The 25,499-nt window shown below is 64.8% G+C and carries 27 protein-coding genes; 18 read left to right on the top strand and 9 right to left on the bottom strand.

Annotated elements, in window-relative coordinates; all coding sequences use genetic code 11:
• The first annotated feature begins 182 nt into the window (after positions 1-182).
• From CS1GBM3_RS18905 to CS1GBM3_RS18940, 8 genes are all read left to right on the top strand, one after another.
• Entirely contained in the window at positions 183-1,046 is an 864-nt protein-coding gene (locus CS1GBM3_RS18905; protein ID WP_072397221.1) for an alpha/beta hydrolase, read from the top strand.
• A gap of 229 nt (positions 1,047-1,275) precedes the next feature.
• Positions 1,276-1,926, top strand: coding sequence for a hypothetical protein (locus CS1GBM3_RS20280; protein ID WP_072397223.1), 651 nt, complete (start codon positions 1,276-1,278; stop codon positions 1,924-1,926).
• A gap of 354 nt (positions 1,927-2,280) precedes the next feature.
• The gene (locus tag CS1GBM3_RS18915) at positions 2,281-3,480 is read left to right on the top strand and encodes an ABC transporter permease (RefSeq protein WP_083567921.1); all 1,200 of its coding nucleotides are present in this window, start codon (positions 2,281-2,283) and stop codon (positions 3,478-3,480) included.
• Between the two features lie 277 nt (positions 3,481-3,757).
• Entirely contained in the window at positions 3,758-4,525 is a 768-nt protein-coding gene (locus tag CS1GBM3_RS18920) for an ABC transporter ATP-binding protein (protein WP_072397225.1), read from the top strand.
• Positions 4,526-4,540: 15 nt separating this feature from the next.
• Positions 4,541-5,566, top strand: a complete 1,026-nt coding sequence (locus tag CS1GBM3_RS18925) for an HlyD family secretion protein (RefSeq protein ID WP_072397227.1) — start codon at positions 4,541-4,543, stop codon at positions 5,564-5,566.
• A 285-nt stretch (positions 5,567-5,851) separates the two neighbouring features.
• The gene (locus tag CS1GBM3_RS18930) at positions 5,852-6,085 is read left to right on the top strand and encodes a hypothetical protein (protein WP_072397229.1); all 234 of its coding nucleotides are present in this window, start codon (positions 5,852-5,854) and stop codon (positions 6,083-6,085) included.
• A gap of 6 nt (positions 6,086-6,091) precedes the next feature.
• A complete protein-coding gene (locus tag CS1GBM3_RS18935; protein ID WP_072397231.1) occupies positions 6,092-6,541 on the top strand; it encodes a hypothetical protein in 450 nt (149 codons plus the stop codon).
• Between the two features lie 327 nt (positions 6,542-6,868).
• Positions 6,869-8,749 (top strand): cyclic nucleotide-binding and patatin-like phospholipase domain-containing protein, encoded by a 1,881-nt coding sequence (locus tag CS1GBM3_RS18940; RefSeq protein ID WP_072397233.1) that lies wholly within the window; start codon positions 6,869-6,871, stop codon positions 8,747-8,749.
• Here CS1GBM3_RS18940 and CS1GBM3_RS18945 read toward each other — a convergent pair.
• Positions 8,647-9,879: a glycosyltransferase family 4 protein gene (locus CS1GBM3_RS18945; protein WP_244534695.1), complete on the bottom strand. Its 1,233-nt coding sequence runs from the start codon at positions 9,877-9,879 to the stop codon at positions 8,647-8,649. The genes CS1GBM3_RS18940 and CS1GBM3_RS18945 overlap by 103 nt on opposite strands.
• Entirely contained in the window at positions 9,879-10,568 is a 690-nt protein-coding gene (locus CS1GBM3_RS18950; protein ID WP_072397235.1) for a polysaccharide biosynthesis/export family protein, read from the bottom strand. The genes CS1GBM3_RS18945 and CS1GBM3_RS18950 overlap by 1 nt, the downstream gene beginning before the upstream one ends.
• Before the next feature lie 138 nt (positions 10,569-10,706).
• Here CS1GBM3_RS18950 and CS1GBM3_RS18955 point away from each other — a divergent pair, with 138 nt between their 5' ends.
• Together CS1GBM3_RS18955 and CS1GBM3_RS18960 are read left to right on the top strand one after the other, a co-directional pair.
• Positions 10,707-12,992, top strand: a complete 2,286-nt coding sequence (locus CS1GBM3_RS18955) for a GumC family protein (RefSeq protein WP_072397681.1) — start codon at positions 10,707-10,709, stop codon at positions 12,990-12,992.
• An 87-nt stretch (positions 12,993-13,079) separates the two neighbouring features.
• Entirely contained in the window at positions 13,080-14,204 is a 1,125-nt protein-coding gene (locus tag CS1GBM3_RS18960; RefSeq protein WP_072397237.1) for a polysaccharide deacetylase family protein, read from the top strand.
• On the opposite strand, the gene CS1GBM3_RS18965 is transcribed toward CS1GBM3_RS18960, so the two are convergent.
• Positions 14,176-14,382 (bottom strand): DUF2842 domain-containing protein, encoded by a 207-nt coding sequence (locus tag CS1GBM3_RS18965; protein WP_072397239.1) that lies wholly within the window; start codon positions 14,380-14,382, stop codon positions 14,176-14,178. The genes CS1GBM3_RS18960 and CS1GBM3_RS18965 overlap by 29 nt on opposite strands.
• Before the next feature lie 135 nt (positions 14,383-14,517).
• Between CS1GBM3_RS18965 and CS1GBM3_RS18970 the strand changes: the two genes are divergently transcribed.
• Complete coding sequence (locus tag CS1GBM3_RS18970; protein WP_072397241.1) at positions 14,518-15,582, top strand: COX15/CtaA family protein; 1,065 nt, start codon at positions 14,518-14,520, stop codon at positions 15,580-15,582.
• Positions 15,583-15,591: 9 nt separating this feature from the next.
• Here CS1GBM3_RS18970 and CS1GBM3_RS20285 read toward each other — a convergent pair whose 3' ends face one another.
• The 5 genes from CS1GBM3_RS20285 to rplM form a co-directional block, all read right to left on the bottom strand.
• Complete coding sequence (locus CS1GBM3_RS20285) at positions 15,592-15,714, bottom strand: hypothetical protein (RefSeq protein ID WP_280173507.1); 123 nt, start codon at positions 15,712-15,714, stop codon at positions 15,592-15,594.
• Positions 15,715-15,790: 76 nt separating this feature from the next.
• Positions 15,791-16,741 carry an N-acetyl-gamma-glutamyl-phosphate reductase gene (gene argC / locus CS1GBM3_RS18975; RefSeq protein WP_072397243.1) on the bottom strand — a complete coding sequence of 317 codons (951 nt, stop codon included), beginning with the start codon at positions 16,739-16,741 and terminating at the stop codon, positions 15,791-15,793.
• Positions 16,738-17,448, bottom strand: a complete 711-nt coding sequence (locus CS1GBM3_RS18980; protein ID WP_083567780.1) for a YjbE family putative metal transport protein — start codon at positions 17,446-17,448, stop codon at positions 16,738-16,740. The genes argC and CS1GBM3_RS18980 overlap by 4 nt, the downstream gene beginning before the upstream one ends.
• Positions 17,449-17,592: 144 nt before the next feature.
• Positions 17,593-18,069, bottom strand: a complete 477-nt coding sequence (rpsI, locus tag CS1GBM3_RS18985) for a 30S ribosomal protein S9 (protein ID WP_072397248.1) — start codon at positions 18,067-18,069, stop codon at positions 17,593-17,595.
• Between the two features lie 5 nt (positions 18,070-18,074).
• The gene (gene rplM / locus CS1GBM3_RS18990) at positions 18,075-18,536 is read right to left on the bottom strand and encodes a 50S ribosomal protein L13 (protein WP_072397250.1); all 462 of its coding nucleotides are present in this window, start codon (positions 18,534-18,536) and stop codon (positions 18,075-18,077) included.
• A 435-nt stretch (positions 18,537-18,971) separates the two neighbouring features.
• Here rplM and CS1GBM3_RS18995 point away from each other — a divergent pair, with 435 nt between their 5' ends.
• The 7 genes from CS1GBM3_RS18995 to CS1GBM3_RS19025 all read left to right on the top strand — a co-directional run bounded on the left by CS1GBM3_RS18995 (position 18,972) and on the right by CS1GBM3_RS19025 (position 23,097).
• Positions 18,972-19,547, top strand: coding sequence for a hypothetical protein (locus CS1GBM3_RS18995; RefSeq protein WP_072397251.1), 576 nt, complete (start codon positions 18,972-18,974; stop codon positions 19,545-19,547).
• 128 nt (positions 19,548-19,675) lie between these two features.
• Positions 19,676-20,458, top strand: coding sequence for an enoyl-CoA hydratase (locus tag CS1GBM3_RS19000; protein ID WP_072397252.1), 783 nt, complete (start codon positions 19,676-19,678; stop codon positions 20,456-20,458).
• A 1-nt stretch (position 20,459) separates the two neighbouring features.
• The gene (locus CS1GBM3_RS20315) at positions 20,460-21,320 is read left to right on the top strand and encodes a CoA-binding protein (protein ID WP_348533608.1); all 861 of its coding nucleotides are present in this window, start codon (positions 20,460-20,462) and stop codon (positions 21,318-21,320) included.
• 151 nt (positions 21,321-21,471) lie between these two features.
• Entirely contained in the window at positions 21,472-21,945 is a 474-nt protein-coding gene (locus tag CS1GBM3_RS19015; protein WP_171946547.1) for a VOC family protein, read from the top strand.
• A gap of 19 nt (positions 21,946-21,964) precedes the next feature.
• Positions 21,965-22,108 carry a hypothetical protein gene (locus CS1GBM3_RS19880; RefSeq protein WP_171946525.1) on the top strand — a complete coding sequence of 48 codons (144 nt, stop codon included), beginning with the start codon at positions 21,965-21,967 and terminating at the stop codon, positions 22,106-22,108.
• Between the two features lie 15 nt (positions 22,109-22,123).
• Positions 22,124-22,408 (top strand): DUF5676 family membrane protein, encoded by a 285-nt coding sequence (locus CS1GBM3_RS19020; protein WP_072397254.1) that lies wholly within the window; start codon positions 22,124-22,126, stop codon positions 22,406-22,408.
• A gap of 104 nt (positions 22,409-22,512) precedes the next feature.
• Positions 22,513-23,097, top strand: coding sequence for a Spy/CpxP family protein refolding chaperone (locus CS1GBM3_RS19025; protein WP_072397255.1), 585 nt, complete (start codon positions 22,513-22,515; stop codon positions 23,095-23,097).
• Between the two features lie 189 nt (positions 23,098-23,286).
• Here CS1GBM3_RS19025 and CS1GBM3_RS19030 read toward each other — a convergent pair whose 3' ends face one another.
• On the bottom strand, positions 23,287-25,488 hold the full coding sequence (locus CS1GBM3_RS19030) for a glycoside hydrolase family 3 N-terminal domain-containing protein (protein ID WP_072397256.1): 2,202 nt from the start codon (positions 25,486-25,488) through the stop codon (positions 23,287-23,289).
• Positions 25,489-25,499: the final 11 nt, after the last annotated feature.

Here is a 25,499-nt window from a genome sequence, read left to right on the forward strand (position 1 = left end):
CCTTAAGTGCGTTAACCAGCAAGAAGCGTAGCTTCTCCAGGTAGCGCCGAAAACTTTCAAGCCACTGTCACCAATTATCCCCGCGCCAATTTCCCCACAGATGTGCCAGCCGGAACAGCGGCCTGCAGCCCCGGCCCCTAACGTCCCCCCATCGATGACGGACCAAATTCGGGGCGTGTGTGATGCAGGCGAGCGAAAGAAAATTCGATGGCAAGGCCGGCCGGGTGGGCGTGCTGCTCATTCACGGCCTGTGCGGCTCTCCAAGCGAAATCAGATTTGTGGCCAATGGCTTGATGCGGAGCGGCTATACCGTGGTCTGCCCCGAGCTCGCCGGTCATGGTGGCAGCGAAGCCGACCTCATGGCGACGAGCTGGCACGATTGGTACGAGAGCGCGAAGAAGGGCCTCGATGAACTCGCCACCACTTGCGACACGGTCGTTGTCGGCGGTCTCTCGACCGGCGCCGTGCTGAGCCTGCTGCTCGCCGCGCGCCACCCGGACAAGGTGCACGCTATCGCGCTTTATTCGCCGACGCTCTGGCTCAGCGGCCGCCAGATCCCCTGGTATCTGCCGTTGTTCAGACTGATCGACAACAAGCGGGTCGCCAACCTGTTCCGCTTCCCGGTCCCGATCCACGTAGGCATCAAGGACCGCCGCATCCGTGATTTCATCCTGAACGCCATGGCGACACCAGGCGGCAAGAGCGTTCCGTCCGCAACGCCGGGCGGCGCGGTTCTCGAACGCCGCCGGCTGGCCAAGGAGGTCATGCGCCGGCTCGGCTCGATTACGCAGCCGGTGCTCATCCTTCATGCGCGCGAGGACGACTACGCTGGCTTGGATAACGCGTCCTACCTGCAACGTGAGTTGGCCGGACCGGTCGATCTCGTGGTGCTAGAGGACAGCTATCATATGGTCACCGTGGACCGGCAGCGGCACGTGGTGCTCGACCGGACGGCGGATTTCGTGGCGCGTGTTGCGAGCGCCGTCGCCGAGGGCATCTGCCCCCGCCAAGTCGGCGAGCGGCTCGGAGGGCTTGTCGCGGCCTGAGTATGTAATAATACGTTGAAATATCTACATATTACCTGAGGACCGTGTCCTCGTTTTGCCCACTGTCTCCAGGATCAGGGCGGGATGCCTCGAAATTCTTTCGGGGCATCCCGCCAATTTTTTGCGCGTGTTCCAGTCGGAACAGCGGGCCCTGCGGCGATCCGGCACTGTGGGGCTCAAGAGAGCGCTGAGGACACCCCGATCGCTCGTGACACAGATGGAGAGACCCATGGCCAAGAAGCTCAGCATCACGGCGATCGCGGCGACAGTGGCCGCTAGCCTCGCAATCACCCCGGCCGCTGAGGCCGGCGGACGCGGTATCGGCCTCGGCATCGGTCTTGGTGTGCTGGCCGTAGGCGCCATGGCTCACCAGGCCCAACAGGCAAAGCAGCACAAGATGGCAAGAGCCCGGGCCGAGGCCCGCGCTCAGGCGCAGGCACAGGCACGCGCCAAGGCGAAGGCGAAGGCGCAGGCCCAAGCCCAAGCCCAGGCGAAGGCAAAGGCTCAGGCTCAGGCGCGGGCCGAGGCCGCCGCAGCCGCCAAGCGCAAGCAACAGCTTGCCGCCGCCGCCGCGAAGGCAAAGGCAGAGCAGGCGGAGGAGACGCAGGACGTCGCCACCGAGGAGACGACAAAGGCCACGCCGAGCACCTACGTCGCGGCGCCCTCGAGCACGGCGGCCCTGACCCGGGTCGATGTTGACCAGGTCAGCATGTCGGAGGAGACCGAGAAGCCGGCAGAGGCGGCAACCGTCGCCGCTGCAACCGAAGCCCCGGCCGAAACCGCGTCCATGGCCAAGACGGAGGAGCAGCCGGACGAGCCGAAGACCTGCAAGCGCTTCGTCCCGGCGCTCGGTGTCGCGGTGGACGTCGAGTGCCAGTAACGCGAAGAAGACGCCCCGTGAATTGCAGCCGGCCCCTGGTGGGCCGGCTTTATTTTTTGTGCGGCACGCGCATGGGTTTGGCGCATGTGCCACCCGGAACAGCGCGTGGCACAGCGGATGTGCAATCTGCGATGAGGTCGCGCTGACTTACCCGCGTTGCGTCGTGAGACGCGAATATCGCCGCAGCCTGCGGCGAATGAGCGAAAGGCCGGCGCGTGCCATCAGTATGACAGGATCACCTAGAACGAGATGCGCCGATCGGCATGGAATAAAGCGCATTTCGATCTGCGGTAGCGCTGGACGCGGCAACAACTTCAGCGCACAACACTCCCGTTTGCCCCATTGGAGTCGAACATGATGAAGTGGATCAAAGGCGGTGCGGCGCTAGCGGCTTCGGCCCCTCAGGGCAAGATCATCCGCATGGCGCCGAAGATCGCCTACCGGAATCTCTTTCACGATCGCATGAGCCTGGTCGTGACGCTGATCGGCATCGTCTTCTCTGTGGTGCTCGTCGCGATCGAGGTCGGTCTCTACAAGGGCAGCGAGAGCAAGATCGCAACTGTCCTCGACAAGGCGCCGGCCGATCTCTGGATCGTTCCCTTCGGCACCAAAAGTTTCGACGATCCCTCGTTGCTGGTAGGCCATGAGAAGTACGCTGCGCTGTCGACGCCAGGTGTCGCCTCGGCCGAAGATATGATCGTAAGCTTTGCCTCCTGGCGCAAACCGGAAGGCGGTCGCAAGTCGTTCATCCTCGTCGGCTTGGACTGGCCCAACGGTGGTGTTCGCCCCTGGAGCCTCGACGAAGGCATCGTCGAGGATCTGAACGGCCCGAACGCGGTCGCCGTTGATCGGTCGTACTTCAAGGACCTCGGCATCGAGAAGCGCGGTGACTACGCCGAGATCAACAACCAGCGCATCAAGGTGGCAGCGGTGACCAAGGGCATCCGCTCGTTCACGACGCTGCCCTACGTGTTCACGCCGATCAATACCGCGCGCAAGTTCGTCGGTGCCAGCTCGTCCCAGGCAACTTATGTCATGGTCCAGCTGCAACAGGGCGCCGATGTCGAGACCGTGCGCAAGGCCCTGGAGGATCGCATGGTAGGCGTCGAGGTTCTGACCCATGACGAGTTCACGCGTCGCAGCATCAACTATTGGATGTTCTCGACCGGCGCCGGCCTTGCGCTGATCACCGGCATGGTGCTGGGTGCCATCGTCGGCGTCGTCATCGTCGCCCAGACGCTTTATGCCAGTACGAAGGATCACCTGAACGAGTTTGCGACCCTGCGCGCGCTTGGCGCATCCGCAAGCTACATTCACGCCGTAATTCTGATTCAGGCGCTGCTGAGCGCGGTCCTGGGTTATGCGGCAGGCATGCTTCTGGCTATGCTCGCGATCTACCGCTTGTCGGTGCGCGTGCCCACTCTGACCATCGTTATGACACCGACGATTGCAGCATACCTGTTCGCGTTGACGGTCGGCATGTGCATCTTCGCAGCCATCACCGCGATCCGGAAAGTGACGCGCATCGATCCGGCGGGCGTCTTCAATCGATAGGAAGACGCTCCGCATCGAGCGGGTCAGCGATTACGGGATCTGGAAAGCCGATACGCTTTCCAGATCTCGTCCGTAGAGGGCCGAGGTTTCGTCGCCTTTTTCCGAGAGGAGATTGCGATTGATCTTGGCCCTGCTGGAAATTCTGTTCCAGGAGCGTTTGTGTAATTTTGCGGCCGCATCAACGCCGCGTGTGACAGGCGGAACAGACGAGACGCGCCGTCAATGCCAATGTCGCCGCGTTGAAATCTGGGGTTCGCATTCGGGAGATTTTGCTGACATGTCCAAGGCTGGAGGAGCATCGAACGGGCCGCGCCCGCTGCTCGAGGCTCGCAACATCGTAAAGACCATCGGCACCGGCGCCGGCGAGCTCCGCATCCTGAAGAGCGTGAGCATGGACCTGCGCCCGGGCGAGTTGACTCTGCTGATGGGCCCGTCCGGCAGCGGCAAGACGACGTTGCTCTCGATCCTGGGCTGCATCCTCTCGGCGACGAGCGGCGAGCTTCACCTCGCCGGCCATCAAGCCGTTGGGCTTGAATCGGAGGAGCTTGCGGAGATCCGTCGCCAGCACGTAGGCTTCGTGTTTCAGAGCTACAACCTGTTCCCGACCCTGACGGCGCTCGAGAACGTGTTGGTTGCCCTCGACGTTCGCGACGCCCGTTCGGCCGACCCAATGGAAACCGCGGCGGAAGCGCTGAAGGCCGTCGGCCTCGGCCATCGCATGCACAATTATCCCTCGAAGCTGTCGGGCGGCGAGAAGCAGCGCGTCGCCATCGCCCGCTCGCTGGCTGGCCGCCCGTCCGTGGTGTTGGCCGACGAGCCGACGGCCGCGCTCGACAGCGAGAACGGCAAAGCCGTGATGGAGCTCCTGAAGGAGGTCGCCAAGGACCCGACACGCGCCGTCATGGCGGTCACGCACGATCACCGCACGCTCCACTACGCCGATCGCATCATCACCATCGAGGATGGACGCATCGTCAGTGACGACCGCTCGCCAAACACGGGCGGCCCGGGAGATGCGTCGAAGAAAAAGAACGTTGCAGCCTAAGGAAGATCAGGTGTCATGCTGAAGCCCATCAATCTCATTCTGCTATTGGGCCTCGCCGGGGCCGGCGGTTATTTCGCGTACGACCGCATCAAGCAGAGCAATGCCGAGGAGCCCGTCGCGGTCGAGATCAAGGACTATGTGGTCGCCGCGCCAGGACGCGTGGAGCCGAAGTCCGGCGAGATCCGGGTCGGTGCCACCTACCTCGGCCGCGTCGAGGAGGTCCTCGTCAGCGTCGACGACAAGGTCGAGGAGGGCGAGCTTCTGCTGCGCCTCGACGACGCGGAGGCCCGCGCCAAGCTCGCCTCTGCCGAAACCGAGGCCGAGGCGCTGCGCGAGGACCGCGAGAAGGCGTTCGCCTCCGGCCGCGAGGACGTGCGCAAGGCCGAGGACGCCATCTACTCGGCCGAGCGCGCCGTGACCGGCGCCCGCATCGAGCTCGACTACGCCATCTCGGCGAAGCGCAATGGCACCGGAAGCGACTCCGCCGTGACAGACGCGCGCCGCCGCCTGAAGGACGCCAACGATCGCCTCGAGCGCGAGCGCATCGCCTACGTCAAAGCGCAGTCAAAACCCAACCTGCCGGCGCCGAGCCGCGCCGAATCCGCTGTCAGCGCCGCGCGCGCCGAGGTGCGGATGGCTGAGGCCCTGCTCGACAAGACGCGCATCCGCGCCCCTGTCGCGGGCACCATTCTCGAGCTCGACGCCAAGGCCGGCGAGGTCGTGGCACCCTCGCCCGAGAGGCCACTGGTCGTCATGGGCGACATGAGCGTCGTCCGCGTCAAGGCCGAGGTCGACGAGGGTGACGTCAACAAGATCAAGTTGAACCAGGTCGCCTACGTGAAGAGCATCAGCTACGGCGACGAGAAGTTCGAGGGTAAGGTGACGAGCATCGCCCCGACGCTCGGCGCCACTAAGATCGCGACGCGCGGGCCACTGCGCCCGACGGACGTCGAGGTGATGGAGGTGACGATCGAGCTCGAGGGGACGGCCGCGGCGTTGAAGCCAGGCATGCGGGTAGACGCCTTTTTTCGTAGTAACTGAGGTGTCAGCACCACCCTCCGAGCCGCAGCGGGGCCGAAAGCCGGTTCGGCTGGCTGGATTGGGCTCCGAAGAAGGGCCTTGAGGCCCCAATTCCGGGATTTTCCTGCGACAAAACGGGCCGCCCCGCGGGGCGGCCCGTTTTTGTTGGGGACCGCAAGCGAGCCCTTAGGTTGACAGCCTTGAAAAGATTGGGGAATGTACCGGCCGGAACAGCAGGCGCTGTCCATCTCTGGCAGATTTCTGCCAACGCCACCGAGGCGGCTCTCATGCGAGATGGATAGGGCCATGCAAGGACAGATCACAAAGTTTCACGAGCGCATCGGCTTCGGCATCATCAGTGCTGACGACGGTCGCAAGTATCGCTTTTCGAGCACGGATATCCGCAACCCGAACGGCCGCCTTGTCGGTCTCGACGTGGATTTCCTCGTCGAATCGCGTAGTCCGAAAGACATAATTCTGTTGCATGGGTCGCCCTGGAGCGTTTTCGCCCGCGCGAACCCGGCCGCAAAGCGGAGCTAATCGACCATGTCGCAAGCCCAGACATCGCCCGCGATGATCGACCAGGCCCCCGAGAGGGCAGTCGATACCAGCGACGTTCCGCTCGTCGGCGCCCGCGAGCTGGCACTGGCCCTCAAGATCCTTTCTGCCGGCGACGGCCTCCTGCTTCCAACCGTGACCTTGTCTGACGAGGACCTGCGCCGGGTCGAGCGAGACTTCTGGCAGATCTCGCCGCGCGCCCGCGTGCGGAAAGTGGCCGTGCTGCTGCGCTTCCGCAGCTTCCTGGCGGCCTGCCAGACGCGCCACGTCAACGCGTTGATCTCCCGGCACGGACAGGCGGCGCTCGTCCTCGCCCTCGAGGCGGCAGCCAAGATGCGCCTCAATGCCAAATGGGGCTTCAATCCGGTGAAGATGGCCCGCGCCATGAGCGAGGCTCTCGACTCCTGCCAGCCGCACGGACAACCCGCCGCAGTCTGATTGTGAGCCGCCGAAGCCGCAGCCCACTGTAAACGGCCGCACGCCGCCCTATATCCGGCGGCATGGCGCATACATTTTCGCTTATGACCGTTTTTCTCCCGGCGCTGGGCCTGTTTATCGCGGGCCTGGATCGGGTTGCCCGTGCGCCCGTGCCGATGCGCTTTCGGACACGCGCGGAGCAGATCCGGTCCAGGACCTGAATCCCGCCGAAATCAACACCCGCGCGGCGCAACCGCGGCCGGATTAACAGCCCTCATCAACGTCCGTTCGTATTGTTCGCCGCCGGTCTATACTGCGCCCGTGCGGCTGAAGTGACCGGGCGCTCCCATGGACCTTTACGATCCACCTGCCGGCGGTCCGACGCACGGGAGCCCCGTACACGCGCTCCTGGACGTGGATCTCTTCTCCGACCTCGACTCGGACGAGCGGGCGGCACTGGGCGCGCGGCTTGAGCAGCGCGCCCTCCGGCGCGGCGACGTCCTTATGCGCGAGGGCGATGCCGCCGATGCGCTGTACATCGTGGTCTCGGGCCGCTTCGCCGTCACGCTCGAAGGGCGGCGCGATCCGGTAAGCGAGATCGGCGCCGGCCAGCCGGTGGGCGAGATCGCTTTCTTCACGGGTCGCCCCCGCACTGCGACCGTGACCGCTATGCGCGACAGCCTGGTGCTCGCGCTCCCGCGTACGGAATTTGACGCGCTTGTCTCGTCGCATCCGGGCATCTGGAGCGCGCTTGCAGCCACGCTGGCGCGCCGGCTCGCGGACACGACCTTGAATTCGGCCGCGGTCTGGAAGGAGCCAACCCCAACACCGCGCACCATTTGCGTCGTCCCGGCGGGGCGCGCCAGCAGATGTGGCGACTTCCTCGAGATGCTGGCGCGCGCGCTCGGTCGGGGCACACGCTGCGTCGTGTTATCGAGCGAAACGGCCCAGCGTCTCTTGGGAGCCGACGGCTCGTTCGATGACGCCGGCGCCATCCGCCAACTCAACGCGCTGGAAGCTGCCCACGATTATGTGCTTCTAATCGCGGACGACGACGTATCTCCCTGGACGGAAAAGGCCATCCGCCATGCGGACCTCGTGCTCGCCGTCGCCCGTCATGACGACGATCCCGAGCCGAACGCCATCGAGCGCCTCGCGGCCCGCTACGTCGCCCCGGAGGCTACGCGCCTCGTCCTACTACACCCGCGGCGCGGCAAGGTCTCGGGGACGGCCCGCTGGCTCGCGGAGCGGCGGATCCTCATGCATCATCACGTGGCGCTCGATCGCAACGACGATGTCGAGCGTCTGGTTCGCTTCATTCAGGGCCGTGCCGTAGGTCTTGTCGCGGCAGGCGGTGGCGCGCTTGCCGCGGCCCACACGGGTGCCTTCAAGGCCCTCGCCGAGGCAGGCATCTCGTTCGACATCATGGGCGGCACATCGGCCGGCGCGGCATTGGCGGCCGCCTTCATGCACGACACCTCGCCGGACGAGATCGACGACGCGGTTGGCGAGATGTTCGTCACGCGCCACGCCTTGGGCCGCTACACAGTCCCCCGCTACGCGCTCCTCGACCACACCGTGTTCGACGCCGAGTTGAAGCGCCTCTTCGGCACGACGGACATCGAGGATCTGTGGCTGCCCTTCTTTGCCATCTCGAGCAACCTTTCGCGGTCCGGCATCGCTTGCCACCGGACGGGATCGCTCTGGAAAGCCATCCGCGCGTCCGCCTCCATCCCCGCGCTGCTGCCGCCGGTCTATACCGACGAGGGCGATATGCTGGTCGACGGCTGCCTGCTGGACAACGTCCCCATCAAGGTGATGCGCGACATCAAGGCGGGGCCCAACGTCGTGATCAGTTTCAAGCCGCCCATGCTCGACCGCTGCAAGGTCGACTACGAGGCGCTGCCATCGCGCGCCACGCTGCTCCGCCTCATGCTGAACCCGCTACGACGCGAGCGCTTGCCCGACGCGCCGGGGCTCATCACCGTCCTGATCCGCGCCCTCATGGCCAACCGCCGGGATTTTCTGCGCGAGCTTCGCCCCGAGGATCTTTCTCTCGTGCTGCCGATACCGGCCGGCGTCGGGTTCCTCGATTGGCACCGGCACCGCGAGCTGTTCCAGGTGGCCTACTGCTGGACGTGCGAGGAGCTTGCCTCTCTCTCAACCAGCGGTCCGCCGACGTGGCTCACCGCCGCTCTCGAAGCGCGACGCGGCACCGAGGAGCGATAGAAGTCGAGCACGGCATCCGTCATGGCCGGCACCGTGAACTTGGCCTGCACGGCAGCCCGCAGTGTTATGGCCCGCACGTCGGCGGCCACGGGGTCCGCGAGCACGGCCTGCATCGCATCGGCGAGCGCGTCCACGGAGCCCGCAGGGATCAGGTCCATGGGTGTCCCGGCCACGATCTCCGGAATCCCGCCGACGCGCGTTGCGATCAGCGGCTTGCCCGCGGCTCCGGCTTCGAGCACCACGTATGGGAAGCTCTCGGCGCGCGACGGCACCACCAGGCACCGCCCGAGCGGCAACGCGTCATGGATCGGCATCGCGCCCGGAAACGTCACGATCTCATCGAGGCCGAGACGGCGCGCTTCCGCCTTGAACGCTTGCGCATCCGGGCCCGATCCGACGATGATGGCGCGCACGGGTTCGGTTTGCGAGAGGCGGGCGATCGCCGCGAGCAAGACGTCGACGCCTTTCAGATGGCGCAGTTCCCCGATGAACAGAAAGTCCGCGGCATCCGTCCGAGCCGGGCGTGCGACGAAATCCGCATCAGCAAGGCCGTTCGGAATGACGCGCCGTGTCGGCCCGCTCACGCCCGCGAGCCGCGCATAGGCCGCGCGCGCGAAATCGGATTCGAAGATCACGCCGTCGGTCGCAAGCCCCATAGCCCGCTCGAGAAGCATGAAGGCGACACCGGCCGCCGTGCCGGGCCGGTAATGCAGGCTGCCACCGTGCGGCGTGTAGAACGCTGCGACGCGCACGCCGTGCGCCGCGAGCCAGACCTTGCCGAGCCTCGCATACGCACCGCCCTTGGCACCGTGCCCGTGCAACACATCGGGCTCGAGCGTACGGGCGATTCTGACGACCGACCTCAAGGCGGCAAGGTCGCCGAGGCCCGGCTGCCGGCTCATGGGGATCAGGGACAGGCCGAGCCTGAGCTTCGGCGCGATCTTCGACAGGCGCTTTACCGTCAGCGCATCGGCCGACGTGCTGTCCGCAATGATGCCGACGGAGTGGCCGCGCCGCGCCTGCTCGCCGGCAAGATCCAGAACGTGGCGGAAAAGCCCCCCGACGGGCGCGCGCATCACGTGCAGGATGCGAAGCCGCAGCATGCGGTCAATGTCCACTGTCGCGGCCATCAGAAGAATCGCTCGTTGACATAGACGACGTCGCCGGGTTGCACCGGATAATCACCCGGCACGGCGATCTGATCGGAGAAGCCGCTGTTGCGGCGTGTGATGCGGTAGCTGCGGGTGCTGGCGCGCTCCGTATATCCACCCGCGATGGCGATGGCCGTCTCGACCGTCATGCCCGAGACGAAGGGATACTGCCCGCCGTTCTTGACCTCGCCATAAATGAAGAACGGCCGGTTCTGCAGGATGTCGACGGTTACCTGCGGGTCGCGAACGAACTCTTCGCCAAGCCGGTACGCGATCGCCTCTTCGACTTCGCGCGTCGTGCGCCCGCGTGCGCGCACCTCGTTGATCAGCGGCACGGTGATCATGCCGTCGTGGTCGATGGTATAGGCGCGAGAAAGGTTCGGCTGCCCGTAGACGAACACGCGCAGCTTGTCGCCGGTATCGAGCCGGTACGGCCCGCTTCCATCGACAAACTTGGTGCCGCCATAGCCTGCAGGGTGCACGACCGCGGCATCCCAGTCCGCTTCCGCGGCGGGCGCATCCGCGTAGACCATGGTCTCGGTCTGCCGGCCCATGTTCTCGAGTGCGCCCGCGATGACGACGTCCGGATCGTGGGCGCACGCGCCAAGCCCGAGCGCGAGGGCGCAGGGGATGAAACGGAGCAGGGATGCAGAAATGCCGGCGCGCATGGTCGATCGCTGGAGGAGGGATAGGGCAGCGATGAGTGTTAGGGGCGCACGGTTAAGAAAATCTAAGGAGTTGTTCCGTTACAGGAAACTTAACGAGCAGTGCGCCTTCCCACCCAAGAGGCCGTCGACGAAAGCGAAATGACGTCATCAACTCTAACCCGCCCGGACGATATCGATCTCGGCGCGCTCTGGCAGGTGGCCGTCAGGAGCCTGCCGTGGCTCGCGCTGGTCGCGCTCGCGCTCGGGGCCGCGACCTACGCGGTGCTGGGGATGGTGGCGCCGCGCTACGTGTCGGAGACGCAACTCGCCATCGAATCGAAGAGCAGCACCAACCCGTTCACCGATCCGTCTCGCGGCGCCGGCTCGGACAACGTCAGCGTCCGCATGGACCGCGAGGCGATCAACACGCACGTCCGCGCGATGATGTCGACCGACCTCGGCGAGGCCATCGTCCGCGAGATGAAGCTCGCCGAGCGTGCCGAGTTCAACGGTGCGCTGGGTCCGACGGATCGCCTGACGGCCCTGCTGCGCCGGATCGGGATCGGCGTCCCGCGCGCCGGCGAGAGCCCCGAGGACCGTGCGCTCGACGCCTACTTCAAGCGGCTCGAGGTCTACTCGCCGAAGGAGAGCCGCTTTATCGGCATACGCTTCACCTCGATCGATCCCGAGCTGGCCGCCGCCGTCGCGAACCGCATCGCGGAGACCTATCGCGGGCACCTGGCGCGCCAGTCGCTGATCGAAACTGACGAGGTGCAGAAGGCCATCGAGCCGAAGATCGCCAAGCTCGCCGAAGAGGCAGCCGCCGCAGAAGCGACCGTCGAGAAGTTCCGGGGCGAGGCCAACATCTTCAAGGGCGGCCAGCAGACGGGCCTCAACGAGCAGCAGCTCGCCGAGCTCAACGCCGAGCTGTCGCGCGTGACGGGAACGCGCAGCGAGGCTGAGGCGCGCGCCAAGCAGGCGCGCGAGATGCAGGCGCTGGGAAGCGCAGAGACATTGGCCGATGTGCAGCGCTCGCCGCTGATCCAGAGCCTCGTGCAAAGCCGTGTGCGCGTCGAGCGCCAGATCTCGGAGCTTTCGGCGGCGCTGCTGCCTGGCCATCCGCGCATGCGCCAGCTCGTGGCGGATCTCAAAGGCTTGAAGAGCCAGATCGACGCCGAGGTGGCAAAGATCGTCGACGGTCTTGCCAAGGAGGCCAAGGTCGCGGCGCTGCGCGAGGAGGCGATCCAGAAGAGCATCGCCGACATCAAAGCGCGCATCGTGACGGCCGGCCCCGAGGAGGCGCGGCTCCGCAGCCTCGAAGCCGATGCCCGCTCCAAGCGCGCCGAGCTGGACCGCTTGCGCGCCCAGTACGAGGCCAACCGCGTCCGCGCGGACGATGCCCGCACCATTCCGGCCGAGGCGCATATCGTCTCCGGCGCGAGGCCGTCGAGCACGCCGGTATTCCCAAAGAAGATGCAGACGGCGCTTCTGGTCGCCGTCGCGGCGTTGATGATCGGCTTTGCGCTCGTTGTGACACGCGGCTTGCTATCCGACGCCCACGTTGCCGGCAAGCCGGCTGGCCATCCTCCGCGCGGCGGCAATCGCGACAGGCGACGGCGCGATCGCGCCCAGCCCGTGCTTCCGGTTCCGGTGCCGCGGATTGCACCGCCAAAGGCGCCGCTCCCCATGACCGCCACCGCGAAAGTGGATCCGCCGCCACGGCCCGTCGCGCCGCTCGAAGCCGCCAATGCCAATGCGGGTCCCGAGCAGCCAGCAGCAAAACACGCGGCCGGCTCCGTGCCGGAGATCGCGAGCCACGAGGCCATGGCAGCGCGCATCGGCGCCCTGCACAAGAGCGGCCAGACGGGAACGCGCACGCTGCTCACCGGCGCGGCCGACGTCTTCTCGCTCGCCAACGAGGCCGCCGATATTTGCCGCCGCCTGGCCGCCGACGGCGCGTCCGTGATCCTGGTCGATTGGAGCCTCAACGGCTCCGGCATCGCCGAGCCTTTGGGAGCGCCAGCCTGGCCGGGCTTTGCCGAGCTAATCGACGGCCGCGCCCGCTTCGAGGACGTCGTGCGCGCGCTCCACGACAGCGAGGTGCACCTCATACCGTGTGGGCGTGGTGTCGAGGACGCCGACGAACCGCTCGACAGCGATAGCTTGAACTTCCTGCTCGACGCGCTGGACGACGTCTACGAGCACATCGTCGTAGTCGCGCGGGCCGAGCCGGCGCACCGCCTGTTCGAGGCTATCCAGGGTCGCTTCGATTGCGGCATCACGCTCGTCATCGACGAGGCTCAGAGGGCACGCGTTCAGGAAGACGGCAACGGCTCGTTCCTCGGCTTCGACGTCGAAGGTATCGCGCTCTTTGCACTCGATCGGTGCGAGCGGGTGGCGCGCACACCGGCGCGTGGCCGTGGAAAGCTGGCCCGCGTCGGTTGACGGGCGAACGCGTCGGCGCGGGTTAACAGGATTTGAACGAACAGCCGCTTAGCTGATCTCGGGCAATCGCCGCGATAGAGGGCCGACATGCGCCGCACCACCACCGCGCTGATGCAAAGCGCACTCTCGGCGTTTCACTATTCAGGACTTGCGGCGCTGCTGGCGCCGTTTGCGCGCGGCAAGGGCGTGATCTTCACGCTGCATAGCGTGCGCCCCGAGCCGCCACAGCCCTTTGAGCCCAACCGCATTCTGACGGTCACCCCGGCGTTTCTCGAAGTCGCCATCGAGACCGTCAGGCAGGCCGGCTACGACATCGTCTCGCTTGACGAAGCCGCCCGGCGCATGAAGAGCGGCACAGCGGAGCGTTCCTTCGCGTGCTTCACGTTCGACGACGGCTATCGCGACAACCGCGACTATGCCTATCCCGTCTTCAAGCGCCACGGCCTGCCGTTCGCCATCTATGTGCCGACCGCCTACGCCGACGGAGAAGGCGAGCTGTGGTGGCTCGTTCTCGAGGCCGCGATCCGCAAGGCAAATGGGGTTCGTGTGTCTCTCGGCGGCAAAGAGCACACGCTTCCCGCTGCGTCGGTCGACGAGAAGTATCGCGCCTTCGAGCGCATCTACTGGTCACTGCGCTCGGGCCCTGAAGCCATGCTGCGCGCGACCGTGCACCAGATCGCCGAAGATGCAGGTTATGACTCGTCCACCCTCTGCCGCGACCTGATCATGGACTGGGACGAGATCCGCGCGTTGGCCGCCGATCCGCTGGTCACCATCGGCGCCCACACGCGTCGGCACTTTGCCGTCGCCAGGCTTCCGGAGGACGAAGCGCGGGCGGAGATCGCCGAAAGCGCCTCGCGCATCGAGCGCGAGCTCGGACGGCCCTGCCGCCACTTCAGCTTCCCGTACGGAGACGCTACGAGCGCCGGCCCGCGCGACTTCGCCATTGCGCGCACCTTGGGGCTCGAGACCGCGGTGACGACGCACAAGCACGTGCTTCGCGCCGACAGCCCCATGACCGGGCTTCCCCGTATTTCGCTCAACGGCGACTTCCAGAAGCCCCGCTACGTATCGGCTCTGATGACGGGCGTACCCTTCGCCCTGCGCGACGTCGCGCAGGCAGCACTGGCGCGCGTGCGGGGGCGCGGCGCGCCGCAAAGTACAGACGCGCCCGCAACAGGCGCTACGCGTCCGGACGCTGCATCCATTTGATCAGCCACATCGCCGGCAGCACCCAAAGCAGCCCCGCCAGTGGGAAATAGAGCAGCGGAGCAACCGTGCTCTCGCTGACCTGCAGCGCGACCGCGACCAGCATCGCCGCCAGTGCATACACGGCGAGGAAGACGAGCAGCGCGATGGCGCCGACGAGCTTGCGCGTGCGAAGGGTCATGGGTCGCTCGAATTCACGTTTGTTTCCAGCGCCTTGGACCATGGCCCCGGATAAAGATCCAGCGCCCGATCATCGCATTGATCGAGGCGCCGCTTGGCCCTATCACACCTGGGCAGGAGACAGGGAAAAAAGCGCATGGCCTCGATCGAGACGATGAACGGCAAGGCGGACGCTGCCGCAGCCCCGCGCGACCGCGCCGTGCAGCTTTGGCTCTGGTTCGTGGCCGCCCTCGTGCTCGCGATGATCACCGTCGGCGGCGCGACGCGGCTCACCGATTCCGGCCTCTCGATCACCGAGTGGAAGCCCATCCTCGGTGCCATCCCGCCGCTCACCGAGGCGCACTGGCTCGATGCGTTCCACAAGTACAAGGAGATCCCCGAGTATCATCTCGTCAACAAGGGTATGTCGCTCGAGGAGTTCAAATTCATCTATTGGTGGGAGTGGGGCCATCGCTTCCTCGGCCGCATCATAGGCCTCGCGTTCGCGATCCCGCTTGCCGTCTTCTGGTACACGGGCGCGCTCCGTCGCGGATACCCGGTGAAGCTTCTTGGCGTGCTTGCGCTCGGCGGACTGCAGGGCTTCATCGGCTGGTACATGGTGAAGTCCGGGCTCGTCGACCGCGTCGACGTCAGCCAGTATCGCCTCGCGCTGCATCTGACGGTGGCGTTCTTGATCTTGGCGCTCGTCGTCTGGCTGGCGTTCGAATTGGGAAGGCCGCAGCGGCAGAGCGTCGCCGCCGGCGGCAAGCTGAAATCTTTGCCGGTTCTGATCGTAGCCGCGTTCTTCGTGCAGGTCGTGATCGGCGCCTTCGTCGCCAGCCTCAAGGGCGGGCTCGTCCACAACACGTGGCCGTCGATGAACGGCGTTTTCATTCCGGACGATCTCTGGGCCATCGAGCCATGGCACCACAACCCGTTCGAGAACCCGGTGATGGCACAGTTCAACCACCGACTAATCGCCTACGCGATCTTCGCATTGGCGGCGATCGAAGCTTGGCGCGCGTTTGCCTCGCGTGCCAGGCAGGAGGTGCGCGTGTCAGCTGGGCTGCTGCTGGCCGGCGTGATCGGCCAGGCGGCGCTTGGCATCTGGACGCTGCTCGAGGCGGTGCCGATCGGCCTCGGCATCGCGCATCAGTCCTGCGCCGCAATTCTCTTGATCCTGGCCGTACGGCATGTGCACGTCACGGCGCGGCACGCCTAACGACGCCGCTCACGGGTCTCGATCGGATTTGTTGTCATCACGGCGGCGCGGCTTGCCGAAATGCACGTTGGACGCCACCACTGCAATCGCGAAGGCGCCGCCGATCAGGATGATGAGTGCGAGCACATCCATTGGGAGATCCTCCGGCTCCTTGGCCAGGATCGTCGCTTCGCGATGGCGGCGCTGTTCCCTACGTTACAGCGCCGCCTCAAAGGCGCAGCATCAGCTTGAGGTTCTGAACCGCGGCTCCGGCCGCGCCCTTGCCGAGGTTGTCGAGCCGCGCGACCAGCACCGCCTGGCCTAGCGCGTCGTTGGCGAAGACGTAGATCTCGAGCTTGTCGGTGCCGTTGAGTGCCAGCGCGTCGAGCCGCCCGTTGAGCTTCTGGGCCTCCGCAGCCGGCACCACGCGCACCAGCGCCGCGCCGCTGTAGTGCACCTCCAGCGCGTCCTGGATGTCTTGCCCTGACGGCACTCCCGGTAGCGCATCGAGATGCAGCGGAACGCTGACCAGCATGCCCTGACGGAAGTTGCCGACGGACGGCACGAAGATCGGGCGCCGCGAGAGCCCGCTGTAACGCTGTAACTCGGGGAGGTGCTTGTGCGCGAGGCCGAGGCCGTAAAGCTCGAAGTCCGGCGCCGAGTGCGCGACCTCGTAGCTTTCGATCATGGACTTGCCGCCGCCCGAGTAGCCCGAGACGGCATTGACGGTAATCGGAAAATCCCGCGGCACGAGGCCGGCGTCGACCAGCGGCCGGATAAGCGCGATGCCGCCCGTTGGGTAGCATCCTGGATTGGCGACGCGCTGTGCGGAGCGGATGGCGTCGGCCTGCGTCGCGTCGAGCTCGGCGAAGCCGTAGACCCAGTCGTCCGCAACGCGATGCGCGGTCGAGGCGTCGATGATCCGCGGCGCTCGGTTGCCGAGATCGTCGGCAATGGCGACGGCTTCTTCGGCCGCAGCATCCGGCAGGCAGAGAACGACGAGATCGACTTCGGCCATCAGCGCGCGCCGTGCCTCTGGATCCTTGCGCTTCTCTGCTGCGATGCTGGCAACGGTGACGCTCGGCTCAGCAGCCAACCGCTCGCGGATCTCGAGGCCGGTCGTGCCGGCCTCGCCGTCGATGAAGACGCGCGCTCCAGAAGTTGAGAGCTTCTCGCTCATCCTCCAGTTCCGCCAGGTCCAAGGCCGAGCCGGTGCAGCACAGCCTGCCACAGTGTCTCCGAGCAGCCGATATTATAGGTGGCGCAAGTGATCTTGTGGCTGTCGGTGTAGATCATGTCGAGCGCCACCCACAGGATGATAAGGAGGCCGAGCCAAGCGATCCAGGGGTACTTGGCGAGCAACTTCGCGATGTACGTCGAGGCCACCGCCATGAGGATGATGGCCAGGCCGAGGCCGATGATGAGAACCGGCAGCGGCTCCTGCGCACCCTGCGCAACGCCTGCAACAGCGAGGACGTTGTCGAGCGACATCGACACGTCGGCGAGAATGATGGTCCAGAGCGCGCTCCAGAAGCTGACCTCGCCCGGATGCCTCTCGCCGGAGGCCACCTTCGCTTCCACGTCGTCGATCGAATGTTCGCTGCCGTCGACGATCTGGCGATACATCTTCCAGGCAACGAAGAGGAGCAAAAGACCGCCCGCGAGCGTGAGGCCGATGATCTGCAGGAGCTGAACCGCGACGCCCGAGAACAGCACGCGCAGGACGACAGCGCCGGCGATGCCCCAGAAGATGACCTTCGCCCTGAGGTTTGGTGCGACACGCGAAGCCGCCATCCCGACGACGATGGCGTTGTCGCCGGCGAGGGTGAGATCGATAATGATGATATTGACGAGCTCGACCGCGTGATCCGATATCCACTGAAGCATCGTTTGAATGTTTCCCAGCCAAGCGCGTCCTGAACAAACGTGCCATTAGGTGAGGCGTTGCACCTTCGTCAAGGTCCGCCTTAGCAAAACAGCCCGCCTTAGGGGGCGGGCTGTAGGTATTTTGGCAAAAAGGGTCGCGCCGGATTAGCGCTTCGAGAACTGGAAGCTGCGGCGAGCCTTCATACGTCCGTATTTCTTACGCTCGACGGTACGGCTGTCCCGCGTCAGGAAGCCGCCCTTCTTGAGCACGCCACGCAGCTCGGGCTCGTAATAAGTGAGCGCCTTCGAGATGCCGTGGCGAACCGCGCCGGCCTGGCCCGAGAGACCACCGCCTGCCACCGTCACGATAATGTCGAACTGACTGGCGCGGTTGGCCGCTGCGAGCGGCTGCTGAAGCAGCATCTGCAGCACAGGGCGTGCAAAGTACTGCTTGAAGTCCTTCTTGTTGACCGTGATCTGTCCGCGGCCGGGCTTGATCCAGACGCGCGCAACGGCGTCCTTGCGCTTGCCCGTAGCATAGGCGCGGCCGAGGCTATCAAGCTTCTGCACGTGCACCGGAGCCTCCGGGGCAGCGTCCTTGAGGGCGCCGAGATCGTCGAGCGACTTGGTTTCCTGTGCCATGAGTATCAGGCCCTCGCGTTCTTGCGATTGAGCTTCGCGATGTCGAGCGCAACCGGCGTCTGCGCGGCGTGCGGATGCTCGGCACCCTTGTAGATCTTGAGATTGCGCATCAGCTTGCGCTGCAGCGGCCCGCGCCGCAGCATGCGCTCGACGGCAAGCTCGATGACGCGCTCGGGGAAGCGGCCGTCCAGGATCCGCTTCGGCGTCGTCTCCTTGATGCCGCCGGGATAACCCGTGTGGCGATAGTAGACCTTGTCATCGCGCTTGTTGCCGGTGAAGACGACCTTTTCGGCGTTGACGACAATGACGTTGTCGCCGCAATCGACATGCGGCGTGTAGATCGGTTTGTGCTTGCCCTTGAGGCGTGTGGCGATGAGAGCCGCGAGGCGGCCGACGACGAGGCCCTCGGCGTCGATCAGCACCCACTTCTTCTCAACCTCGCCGGGCTTTGCGACGAAAGTCTTCATGGCGGGAAGCGCTCCTGCCTGGAGTTGGACTGAGGCAGCGGGCGTCAGATGCCGCCGCTGTTTGTGAGATGCGGTGTCTACGCGACGCTTGGATGGGCGTCAATTGCCGATAGAAAATAAATAACACAATTAAAACATATGGTTACCATATAAGGTATTATAAAACCACATATATGGTATTAAAATACCACAATAAATCGAAGCCTTGCCCTCTCATCCGGCTTAACCAAGGTTGCGGCAGGTGCCATGCCGGTGTAGCCCATAGCTCCGAGACGTACAGCCGCGCGTTGCGCGCACTTTTTGGCCGCATCGCGACGGAAACATGGGGCGGGATCAGTTCTTAGATCCGTCTCACTTGTGAATTTAAGTCGGGATTCGCGACGCGCCGGGAAGCAACGCATCGCCATGAGATCCAACGAGGGGAGGTTACGCTCGATGAAACTGTTTCTTTCGCGCTTTAGGTCGGTGGCATTGGTACTCGGCTTAAGCGCGGGCGTGGCCTGCGCGGGAGCCCTGGGCGCGGCCGCTCAGGAGTTCAAGCAGATCGAGCTCAACGACAAGCTGGTGACGTCGTTCATTGCCGCGCAGAAGGATTTTGCGCCGTTGGCAAGCAAGCTGATCGAAGGCGGCGACCAGCCCGACGCGGCTCTCACCAAGGAGCTGGACGAGATCGCCAGGAAGCACAGCTTCGCGAGCTTCGACGAGTTCGAGGACGTAGGCGCCAACATCACTCTGATCCTCGACGGCCTCGACCGCTCCTCGGGAGAGTTCACAGACCCCATCGAGAAAATGAAAAAGGAGCTCGAGGACATCAAAGCCGATGACTCGATCCCCGCCGAGGACAAGAAGCTCGCCGTCGATGACCTGACTCAGGAGATCGCGGCATCGCAGCCCCTGCAGCACAAGGGCAACATCGACGTCGTGAAGAAGCACATCGCCGAGATCGAGGCGCTCATTCCCGAGGAGACCGGTGAGAGTGGTCCCGAAGGGGATGAAGCGCCCGCGCCGTGACCGGCCGGGAGACACAGCACGCTGCCGGGGTGAAAGCCTCGGAAGGTCAGACCGGGTCTGCGGATACTCCGCAGGCCCGTGTTGCTGAAGGACGTGTCGCAGATAGACACGTCGCGGACGGGGAGCCCGTGCAGATCGCGCGCCCCGAGCCCGGTGTGGCGGTCGTAACGCTCGACGCGCCGGCAACCCGCAACAGCCTGTCGCGCCGCACGATCGCTCTGCTCGACGACACGGTCCGGGCCTTGTCCGACGATAAGGGCGTCGCAGCCATCGTGCTTGCAGCGACCGGTCCCGTGTTCTCGGCGGGGCATGATCTCAAGGAGCTTGAGCGCCACCGCGCCGATCCAGACGGCGGGCGCGCGTTCTACGAAGAGACGATGCAGGCCTGCGCAAAGCTGATGCAGTCCATCGTCGGAAGCCCGAAGCCGGTGATTGCCGCCGTACAAGGCGTCGCCACTGCGGCCGGCTGTCAACTCGTTGCCACCTGCGATCTCGCCGTCGCCGCGAACACGGCCACGTTCGCAACGCCAGGCGTCAACATCGGTCTCTTTTGCTCGACGCCCATGGTCGCGCTAGCGCGCAACGTGCCGCGCAAGCGCGCTATGGAGATGCTGCTGCTCGGCGAGATGCTGTCCGCCGAAGAAGCGGAGCGCTACGGATTGATCAATCGTGTCGTGCAGCCGGAACGCGTGCACGACGAGGCGCTCGCCATTGCCCGTATCATCGCTGCCAAGTCGCCGTTGACGGTCGCGATCGGCAAGGAAGCCTTCTATCGCCAGATCGAGCAGCCACTCGCCGATGCATACGCCTACGCCGCCGCCGTGATGGTCGAAAACATGATGGCGCGCGACGCAGCCGAAGGAATAGGCGCCTTCCTCGAAAAGCGCGATCCCACCTGGAAAGGGTGCTGATGTGGAGCCGCGCCTGTCCTTCGTGACGCTCGGTGTTGCAGACGTCGCGCGCGCCCGCGCGTTCTACGAGCGCCTGGGCTTCAAGGCTTCATCGGCTTCGCAGAAGACCGTCGCCTTTTTCGATGCCGGTGGCATCGTGCTCTCGGTCTTCGGCCGCAAGGATCTGGCCAACGACGCACACGTGGCAGACAGCGTGCCGGGTTTCTCTGGCGTCGCGTTGGCTCACAACGTGCGTACAGAGGACGAGGTTGCCCGCGTGCTGGCGGAAGCCGAGGCGGCGGGCGGCACCGTCGTGAAGCCGGCGCAGGACACGTTCTGGGGCGGTCACGCCGGCTATTTCGCCGATCCGGACGGCCACCTGTGGGAGGTCGCCTACAACCCGTTTATGACGCTCGATGCCGACGGACGTCCGACGTTGCCCTACGACGAGCCCCCCATAGAGCCGAGCGACGACGATATCGCCAACATTCTGCGATCCTCACGCACGTTCGCCGTTGTCGGCGCGTCCGACAATCCGACACGGCCGAGCTATGGCGTCATGGGTTTTCTGAAGGCGAAGGACTACGTGGTCATTCCGGTCAACCCGACGCTCGAGGGTCGCACGATCCACGGCGAGCCGGTGCTGTCCGACCTTGCCGCCATCGAGAGGCCGGTCGACGTGGTCGACGTCTTCCGCCGCCCGGAGGCCGCGCTGGATGCCGTGCGCGCAGCCATCCGCGAGAAGGACCGCCTCGGCATCAAAACCGTGTGGATGCAGATTGGCGTCATCAACGAGATCGCGGCCGCCGAGGCGCGCGCCGCCGGTCTGACAGTCGTCATGGACCGCTGTCCCAAGATTGAGTACCCGCGTCTGCTCCGCTAGGCGCGAAGGCTGTATGGCGACCGGTCAGAAGCCGAAGATTGTTCGCTCCCAGTCTGTGCGCGGAACAGCAGACACCACCAGACGCATTAGGTAATTCACAAGTGCCTCGCAAACAGGAGATCAGCCCATGGGAAATCCGAAGGGACGCGCGATAGCCAAGAACACGATCTGCGTTTGGTACGACAAGGATGCCGAAGCTGCTGCCAACTTCTATGCCGCAACGTTCCCTGAAAGCTCGGTGGATGCGGTCCACTATGCTCCGAGCGACTACCCATCGGGCAAGGCGGGCGACGTGTTGACGGTTGAATTCACCGTCGCCGGCATCCCGTGCCTCGGTCTAAACGGAGGTCCCGTTTTCAAGCATAACGAGGCCTTCTCGTTCCAGATCGCAACCGACGATCAGGAGGAGACAGACCGCTATTGGAACGCGATCGTCGGGAACGGAGGCCAGGAAAGCGCGTGCGGCTGGTGCAAGGACAAATGGGGCATCTCCTGGCAGATCACGCCTCGCACCCTGACTGAAGCGATTGCGGCCGGCGGCGAAGAAGCAAAGCGCGCGTTCGATGCGATGATGGACATGCAGAAGATCGACGTCGCCGCGATTGAGGCGGCGCGGCGGGGCTGATCTCGGAGAGCGTCCGCAAATGGCCCTGGCCATTTCGCGGCTGGCTTTTGAAGCGCTGTTTCGGCGCATTGCTGAACCACCGGAGATTGTTGCGCCATTTGACGTCAATCAAATCCTGCGTGCGCGAATGGCGCTAGAATTGTTGCTCATATGGCAGTCTTGATGAGGAGTAGTCGTCATGACTTCCGATTTGCCGTCGGCGAAGGTTAGCGTCATCGCTCTCGGCCTTAGCCTGGGTATTTTCTTCGCAATCAGCTTCCTTGGTTGCCTTCTCCTCGGCCTCGTCGTCCCCGACGGAGGCATGCATCGTCCGTGGCTGCAGTTCTTTCCCGGTTTCGAATGGCTGACGCCGCGGAGCGTTTTGCTCGGTCTCCTCTGGACCCAGGTCTATGGCTGGTGGACGGCAATCGTTTTCGGATCGCTGTTCAACTTCTTTGCAGCGCGAACCGGGGCGGTTCGATGAGGTGCGGGACAGAGGACGTGCCTTGTGGCCTGCGGCCTAGGCGATAATCAAAGTAGAGACAGCAGCGAGAGGCGTCCTGCTGTCGGTATCTGGAGGTAAGTCGAATGACGACACCGGCCAAGTATGTGTCGATCGCATTGGCTCTTCTGAGCTTATTCGGCAGCGCTTCTTCTGGCGCGATCGCGCAGATTGATCATGACCAGCATCATCCTCAAGCCGCTCCCGCCCAAGACACTCAAACCGAGCCCTCGCCGGCAGACAAAGGTGCCAACACCTCGGGAACGCCAAAAGGCGGAATGATGGGCGGCGGCATGATGGGGATGATGCAAGGCTGCCCCATGATGGGCATGATGGGACCGGGCGGCCCCGAAACGCGAGTGAAGGGCCGCATCGCCTTCCTCAAGGCCGAGCTCGCCATCACCGACGAGCAGAAAGAAAAGTGGGACGCATATGCTGCTGCAGTCCAAAAAAACCTCGAGAGCGTGCAGTCGATGCGTCACTCCAAGATGAAAATGATGGAAGCCAGATCGCCGGTCCAGCGGCTCGATCAGCATATTGCGGCCATGGAGGCCAGAACCGCCGCATTGAAAGAAGTAAAGCCCGCGCTGACCGACCTCTACGCAGCGCTCAGCGACGATCAGAAGAAGACGGCAGATGAGCTTCTCATCGGCATGGGCTGCTTGATGTAGTGGAGCCACCGAACAGGCGGATGGATCGGCTCGGCGAATGGCATTCCTCTATCAATTGTCCGAAGCTGTAAGCGATCGAATTTCTAATCCTCACCTTGCGGCGACGTGGATCGAACTGCCTCGATGACTGCCTTGTAGCCTGCAGAGAACCTGCAAGGGCTTGGTTGAGCAAGTATGTGCGGCTTTTTCTCACTCCGTGATTTCGAAACTGCCGGCGAGCTCCGCCGCCGAACTGCCGCCCACGAACAGCCGGAACGTGCCCGGCTCGATCACCGGCCGCCCTTCGTCGTCGTGATAGGCGAGGTCACGCGCATTGAGCCAGAAGCGCACGGTGCGCCGCGTTCCGGGTGCGAGTGAAATCTTCTCGAACCCCTTGAGCTCCCGCACCGGGCGTGAGCGCTCGGCAACGAGCTGGCGCGTATAGAGCTGCACGACCTCTTGCCCGGCGCGCGAGCCCGTGTTCGTCACGTCGACGCGAACCTCTATCCGGCCGTTGCGGGTCATGTCCGGTGCGCTGAGGCCGAGCCCGGAATAGGCAAACGTCGTGTAGCTGAGGCCGTGACCGAACGGATAGAGCGGCGTCCACGGCTCGTCGATGTAGCCTGTCGTGTAGCGATCACCTTTGGCCGGCCGGCTTGTCGGCAGGTCGTTGTAGGCGATCGGTATCTGGCCGACAGAACGCGGAAACGTCATCGGCAGCTTGCCGGAGGGCGCAATGGCACCCGCCAAAATCTCGGCAAGCGCCGTGCGCCCTTCCGTGCCCGGATGCCACGCAATCAAAACCGCTGACGCTTTCGCTGCCACCTCCTCGATCGCGAGCGGACGCCCGGTCTCGATGACGAGCACGAGCGGCTTGCCGAGTTCGGCGAGCGCGTCGAACAACTCGCCCTGGACGCCGGAGAGGCCGAGATCCACGCGCGAGGTCCCTTCGCCTGAAAACGTACAGTCTTCGGACAGGGCGAGCACGATGAGGTCCGCGGCCTTGGCGGTCGCGATTGCCTCGTCCTTGTTCTTGAAGGAAAGACCGCAGGGATCGGCGAAGGCTTCCGCGAACAGGAGCTTTTGCCCACTACCCACGCGGGCTTCCAGCGCCGCGCGCAGTGTCTCTGTCGCCGGCTTGGTGAGCCCGGCCGGCCCGTACCACGAATGATCGTTGGTCGAGAGCGCCGCGGCGCCGATCAGCGCCACGGTGCCGGATTGGGGTGCGATCGGCAGCGCGGCGCCGTCGTTCTTGAGCAGCACGAAACTCTCGCGGGCGACCTCGCGCGCCCGCGTGCGCACATCGCTCTCCGCCATGGGGCTGGCTCGCGTGCGGACACCGACGGGCGAATCCGGGAACAGCCCCATGCGATATTTGACGGCGAGCACGCGCCGGACCGCAGCGTCGATCTCGGCCGTCGCCACGCGTCCGTCTGCGACGCCGGCTTCAAGGGTGCGCGCGTAGGCGCCGCTCGCCATGTCGAGATCGATGCCGGCATGCAGCGCCTTGCGCGCCGCATCCGCGAGATCGTCAGCCACACCATGGTTGATGAGCTCGGTGATAGCCACGAAATCCGACATCACGAGCCCCGGGAAGCCGAGGCGCTCCTTGAGCACGTCCGTGATCAGCGGCCGATTGGCCGTCACCGGCACGCCGTTGACGGTGTTGAACGACGCCATGATCGTCTCCGAGCCGGCCGCAATGGCGGCCTGGAACGGCGGCAGATAGCGGTCGAACAGCTCCGCGTCGGAAATCTGGGCTCCGTTATAATCCCGACCGCCCTCCGGCGCGCCGTAGCCGACGAAATGCTTTGCGGACGTCGCGAGCCCGCCCGCGCGATAACCTTTGACGCGCGCCGCGGCGAACGCCGCGCCGAGGAACGGATCCTCGCCGGCGCCTTCGATGACGCGGCCCCACCGCGGGTCCCGCGAGATGTCGATCATCGGCGCGAACGTCAGATTGATGCCGTTCTGGGCCGTCTCGGTCGCGATGGCTTCCGCCGCCCGCTCGGCCAGCGGCGGGTTCCATGTCGCGGCCCATGCGATGGGAACGGGAAACGTGATGCGGAACGCGTGGATGGCGTCGATCGCGAACAGCATCGGCACCTTGAGCCGGGAGGCGGCCGCGGCCTCCTTGAAGGCCTTGAGGTGATCGGGATTGACTACATTCAGCATGTTCCCGACGCGCCCCTGCCGGACCTCCGCGAGCTGAGCTTCGAAGGGGAAGGCAAGCGAGGGAAAGTTAAGCTGCCCGATTTTCTCGGAGAGCGTCATGCGCGCGAGCAGCGCCTGCACCTTGGCTGTAATCTCGGCCTCTGCCGTGCGCGCTGCAGGGTTCGGCTGCGGCGTTGCATTGGCGGGGAGTGATGAGAAACAAACAAGGAATATCAGTGGGATAAGGCGGAATCGCATCGAAACTCGAC

Origin of the sequence: Hyphomicrobium sp. CS1GBMeth3 (genome assembly GCF_900117455.1) — a bacterium.
Lineage (GTDB): Bacteria > Pseudomonadota > Alphaproteobacteria > Rhizobiales > Hyphomicrobiaceae > Hyphomicrobium_C.

Bases quoted from the DNA above. Each gene is read 5' to 3' on its own strand.
- CS1GBM3_RS18905 (WP_072397221.1), top strand. From the start codon at position 183: ATGCAGGCGAGCGAAAGAAAATTCGATGGCAAGGCCGGCCGGGTGGGC.
- CS1GBM3_RS20280 (WP_072397223.1), top strand. From the start codon at position 1,276: ATGGCCAAGAAGCTCAGCATCACGGCGATCGCGGCGACAGTGGCCGCT.
- CS1GBM3_RS18915 (WP_083567921.1), top strand. From the start codon at position 2,281: ATGATGAAGTGGATCAAAGGCGGTGCGGCGCTAGCGGCTTCGGCCCCT.
- CS1GBM3_RS18920 (WP_072397225.1), top strand. From the start codon at position 3,758: ATGTCCAAGGCTGGAGGAGCATCGAACGGGCCGCGCCCGCTGCTCGAG.
- CS1GBM3_RS18925 (WP_072397227.1), top strand. From the start codon at position 4,541: ATGCTGAAGCCCATCAATCTCATTCTGCTATTGGGCCTCGCCGGGGCC.
- CS1GBM3_RS18930 (WP_072397229.1), top strand. From the start codon at position 5,852: ATGCAAGGACAGATCACAAAGTTTCACGAGCGCATCGGCTTCGGCATC.
- CS1GBM3_RS18935 (WP_072397231.1), top strand. From the start codon at position 6,092: ATGTCGCAAGCCCAGACATCGCCCGCGATGATCGACCAGGCCCCCGAG.
- CS1GBM3_RS18940 (WP_072397233.1), top strand. From the start codon at position 6,869: ATGGACCTTTACGATCCACCTGCCGGCGGTCCGACGCACGGGAGCCCC.
- CS1GBM3_RS18945 (WP_244534695.1), bottom strand. From the start codon at position 9,879: ATGGCCGCGACAGTGGACATTGACCGCATGCTGCGGCTTCGCATCCTG.
- CS1GBM3_RS18950 (WP_072397235.1), bottom strand. From the start codon at position 10,568: ATGCGCGCCGGCATTTCTGCATCCCTGCTCCGTTTCATCCCCTGCGCC.
- CS1GBM3_RS18955 (WP_072397681.1), top strand. From the start codon at position 10,707: ATGACGTCATCAACTCTAACCCGCCCGGACGATATCGATCTCGGCGCG.
- CS1GBM3_RS18960 (WP_072397237.1), top strand. From the start codon at position 13,080: ATGCGCCGCACCACCACCGCGCTGATGCAAAGCGCACTCTCGGCGTTT.
- CS1GBM3_RS18965 (WP_072397239.1), bottom strand. From the start codon at position 14,382: ATGACCCTTCGCACGCGCAAGCTCGTCGGCGCCATCGCGCTGCTCGTC.
- CS1GBM3_RS18970 (WP_072397241.1), top strand. From the start codon at position 14,518: ATGGCCTCGATCGAGACGATGAACGGCAAGGCGGACGCTGCCGCAGCC.
- CS1GBM3_RS20285 (WP_280173507.1), bottom strand. From the start codon at position 15,714: ATGGATGTGCTCGCACTCATCATCCTGATCGGCGGCGCCTTCGCGATT.
- argC (WP_072397243.1), bottom strand. From the start codon at position 16,741: ATGAGCGAGAAGCTCTCAACTTCTGGAGCGCGCGTCTTCATCGACGGC.
- CS1GBM3_RS18980 (WP_083567780.1), bottom strand. From the start codon at position 17,448: ATGCTTCAGTGGATATCGGATCACGCGGTCGAGCTCGTCAATATCATC.
- rpsI (WP_072397248.1), bottom strand. From the start codon at position 18,069: ATGGCACAGGAAACCAAGTCGCTCGACGATCTCGGCGCCCTCAAGGAC.
- rplM (WP_072397250.1), bottom strand. From the start codon at position 18,536: ATGAAGACTTTCGTCGCAAAGCCCGGCGAGGTTGAGAAGAAGTGGGTG.
- CS1GBM3_RS18995 (WP_072397251.1), top strand. From the start codon at position 18,972: ATGAAACTGTTTCTTTCGCGCTTTAGGTCGGTGGCATTGGTACTCGGC.
- CS1GBM3_RS19880 (WP_171946525.1), top strand. From the start codon at position 21,965: ATGGCCCTGGCCATTTCGCGGCTGGCTTTTGAAGCGCTGTTTCGGCGC.
- CS1GBM3_RS19020 (WP_072397254.1), top strand. From the start codon at position 22,124: ATGACTTCCGATTTGCCGTCGGCGAAGGTTAGCGTCATCGCTCTCGGC.
- CS1GBM3_RS19025 (WP_072397255.1), top strand. From the start codon at position 22,513: ATGACGACACCGGCCAAGTATGTGTCGATCGCATTGGCTCTTCTGAGC.
- CS1GBM3_RS19030 (WP_072397256.1), bottom strand. From the start codon at position 25,488: ATGCGATTCCGCCTTATCCCACTGATATTCCTTGTTTGTTTCTCATCA.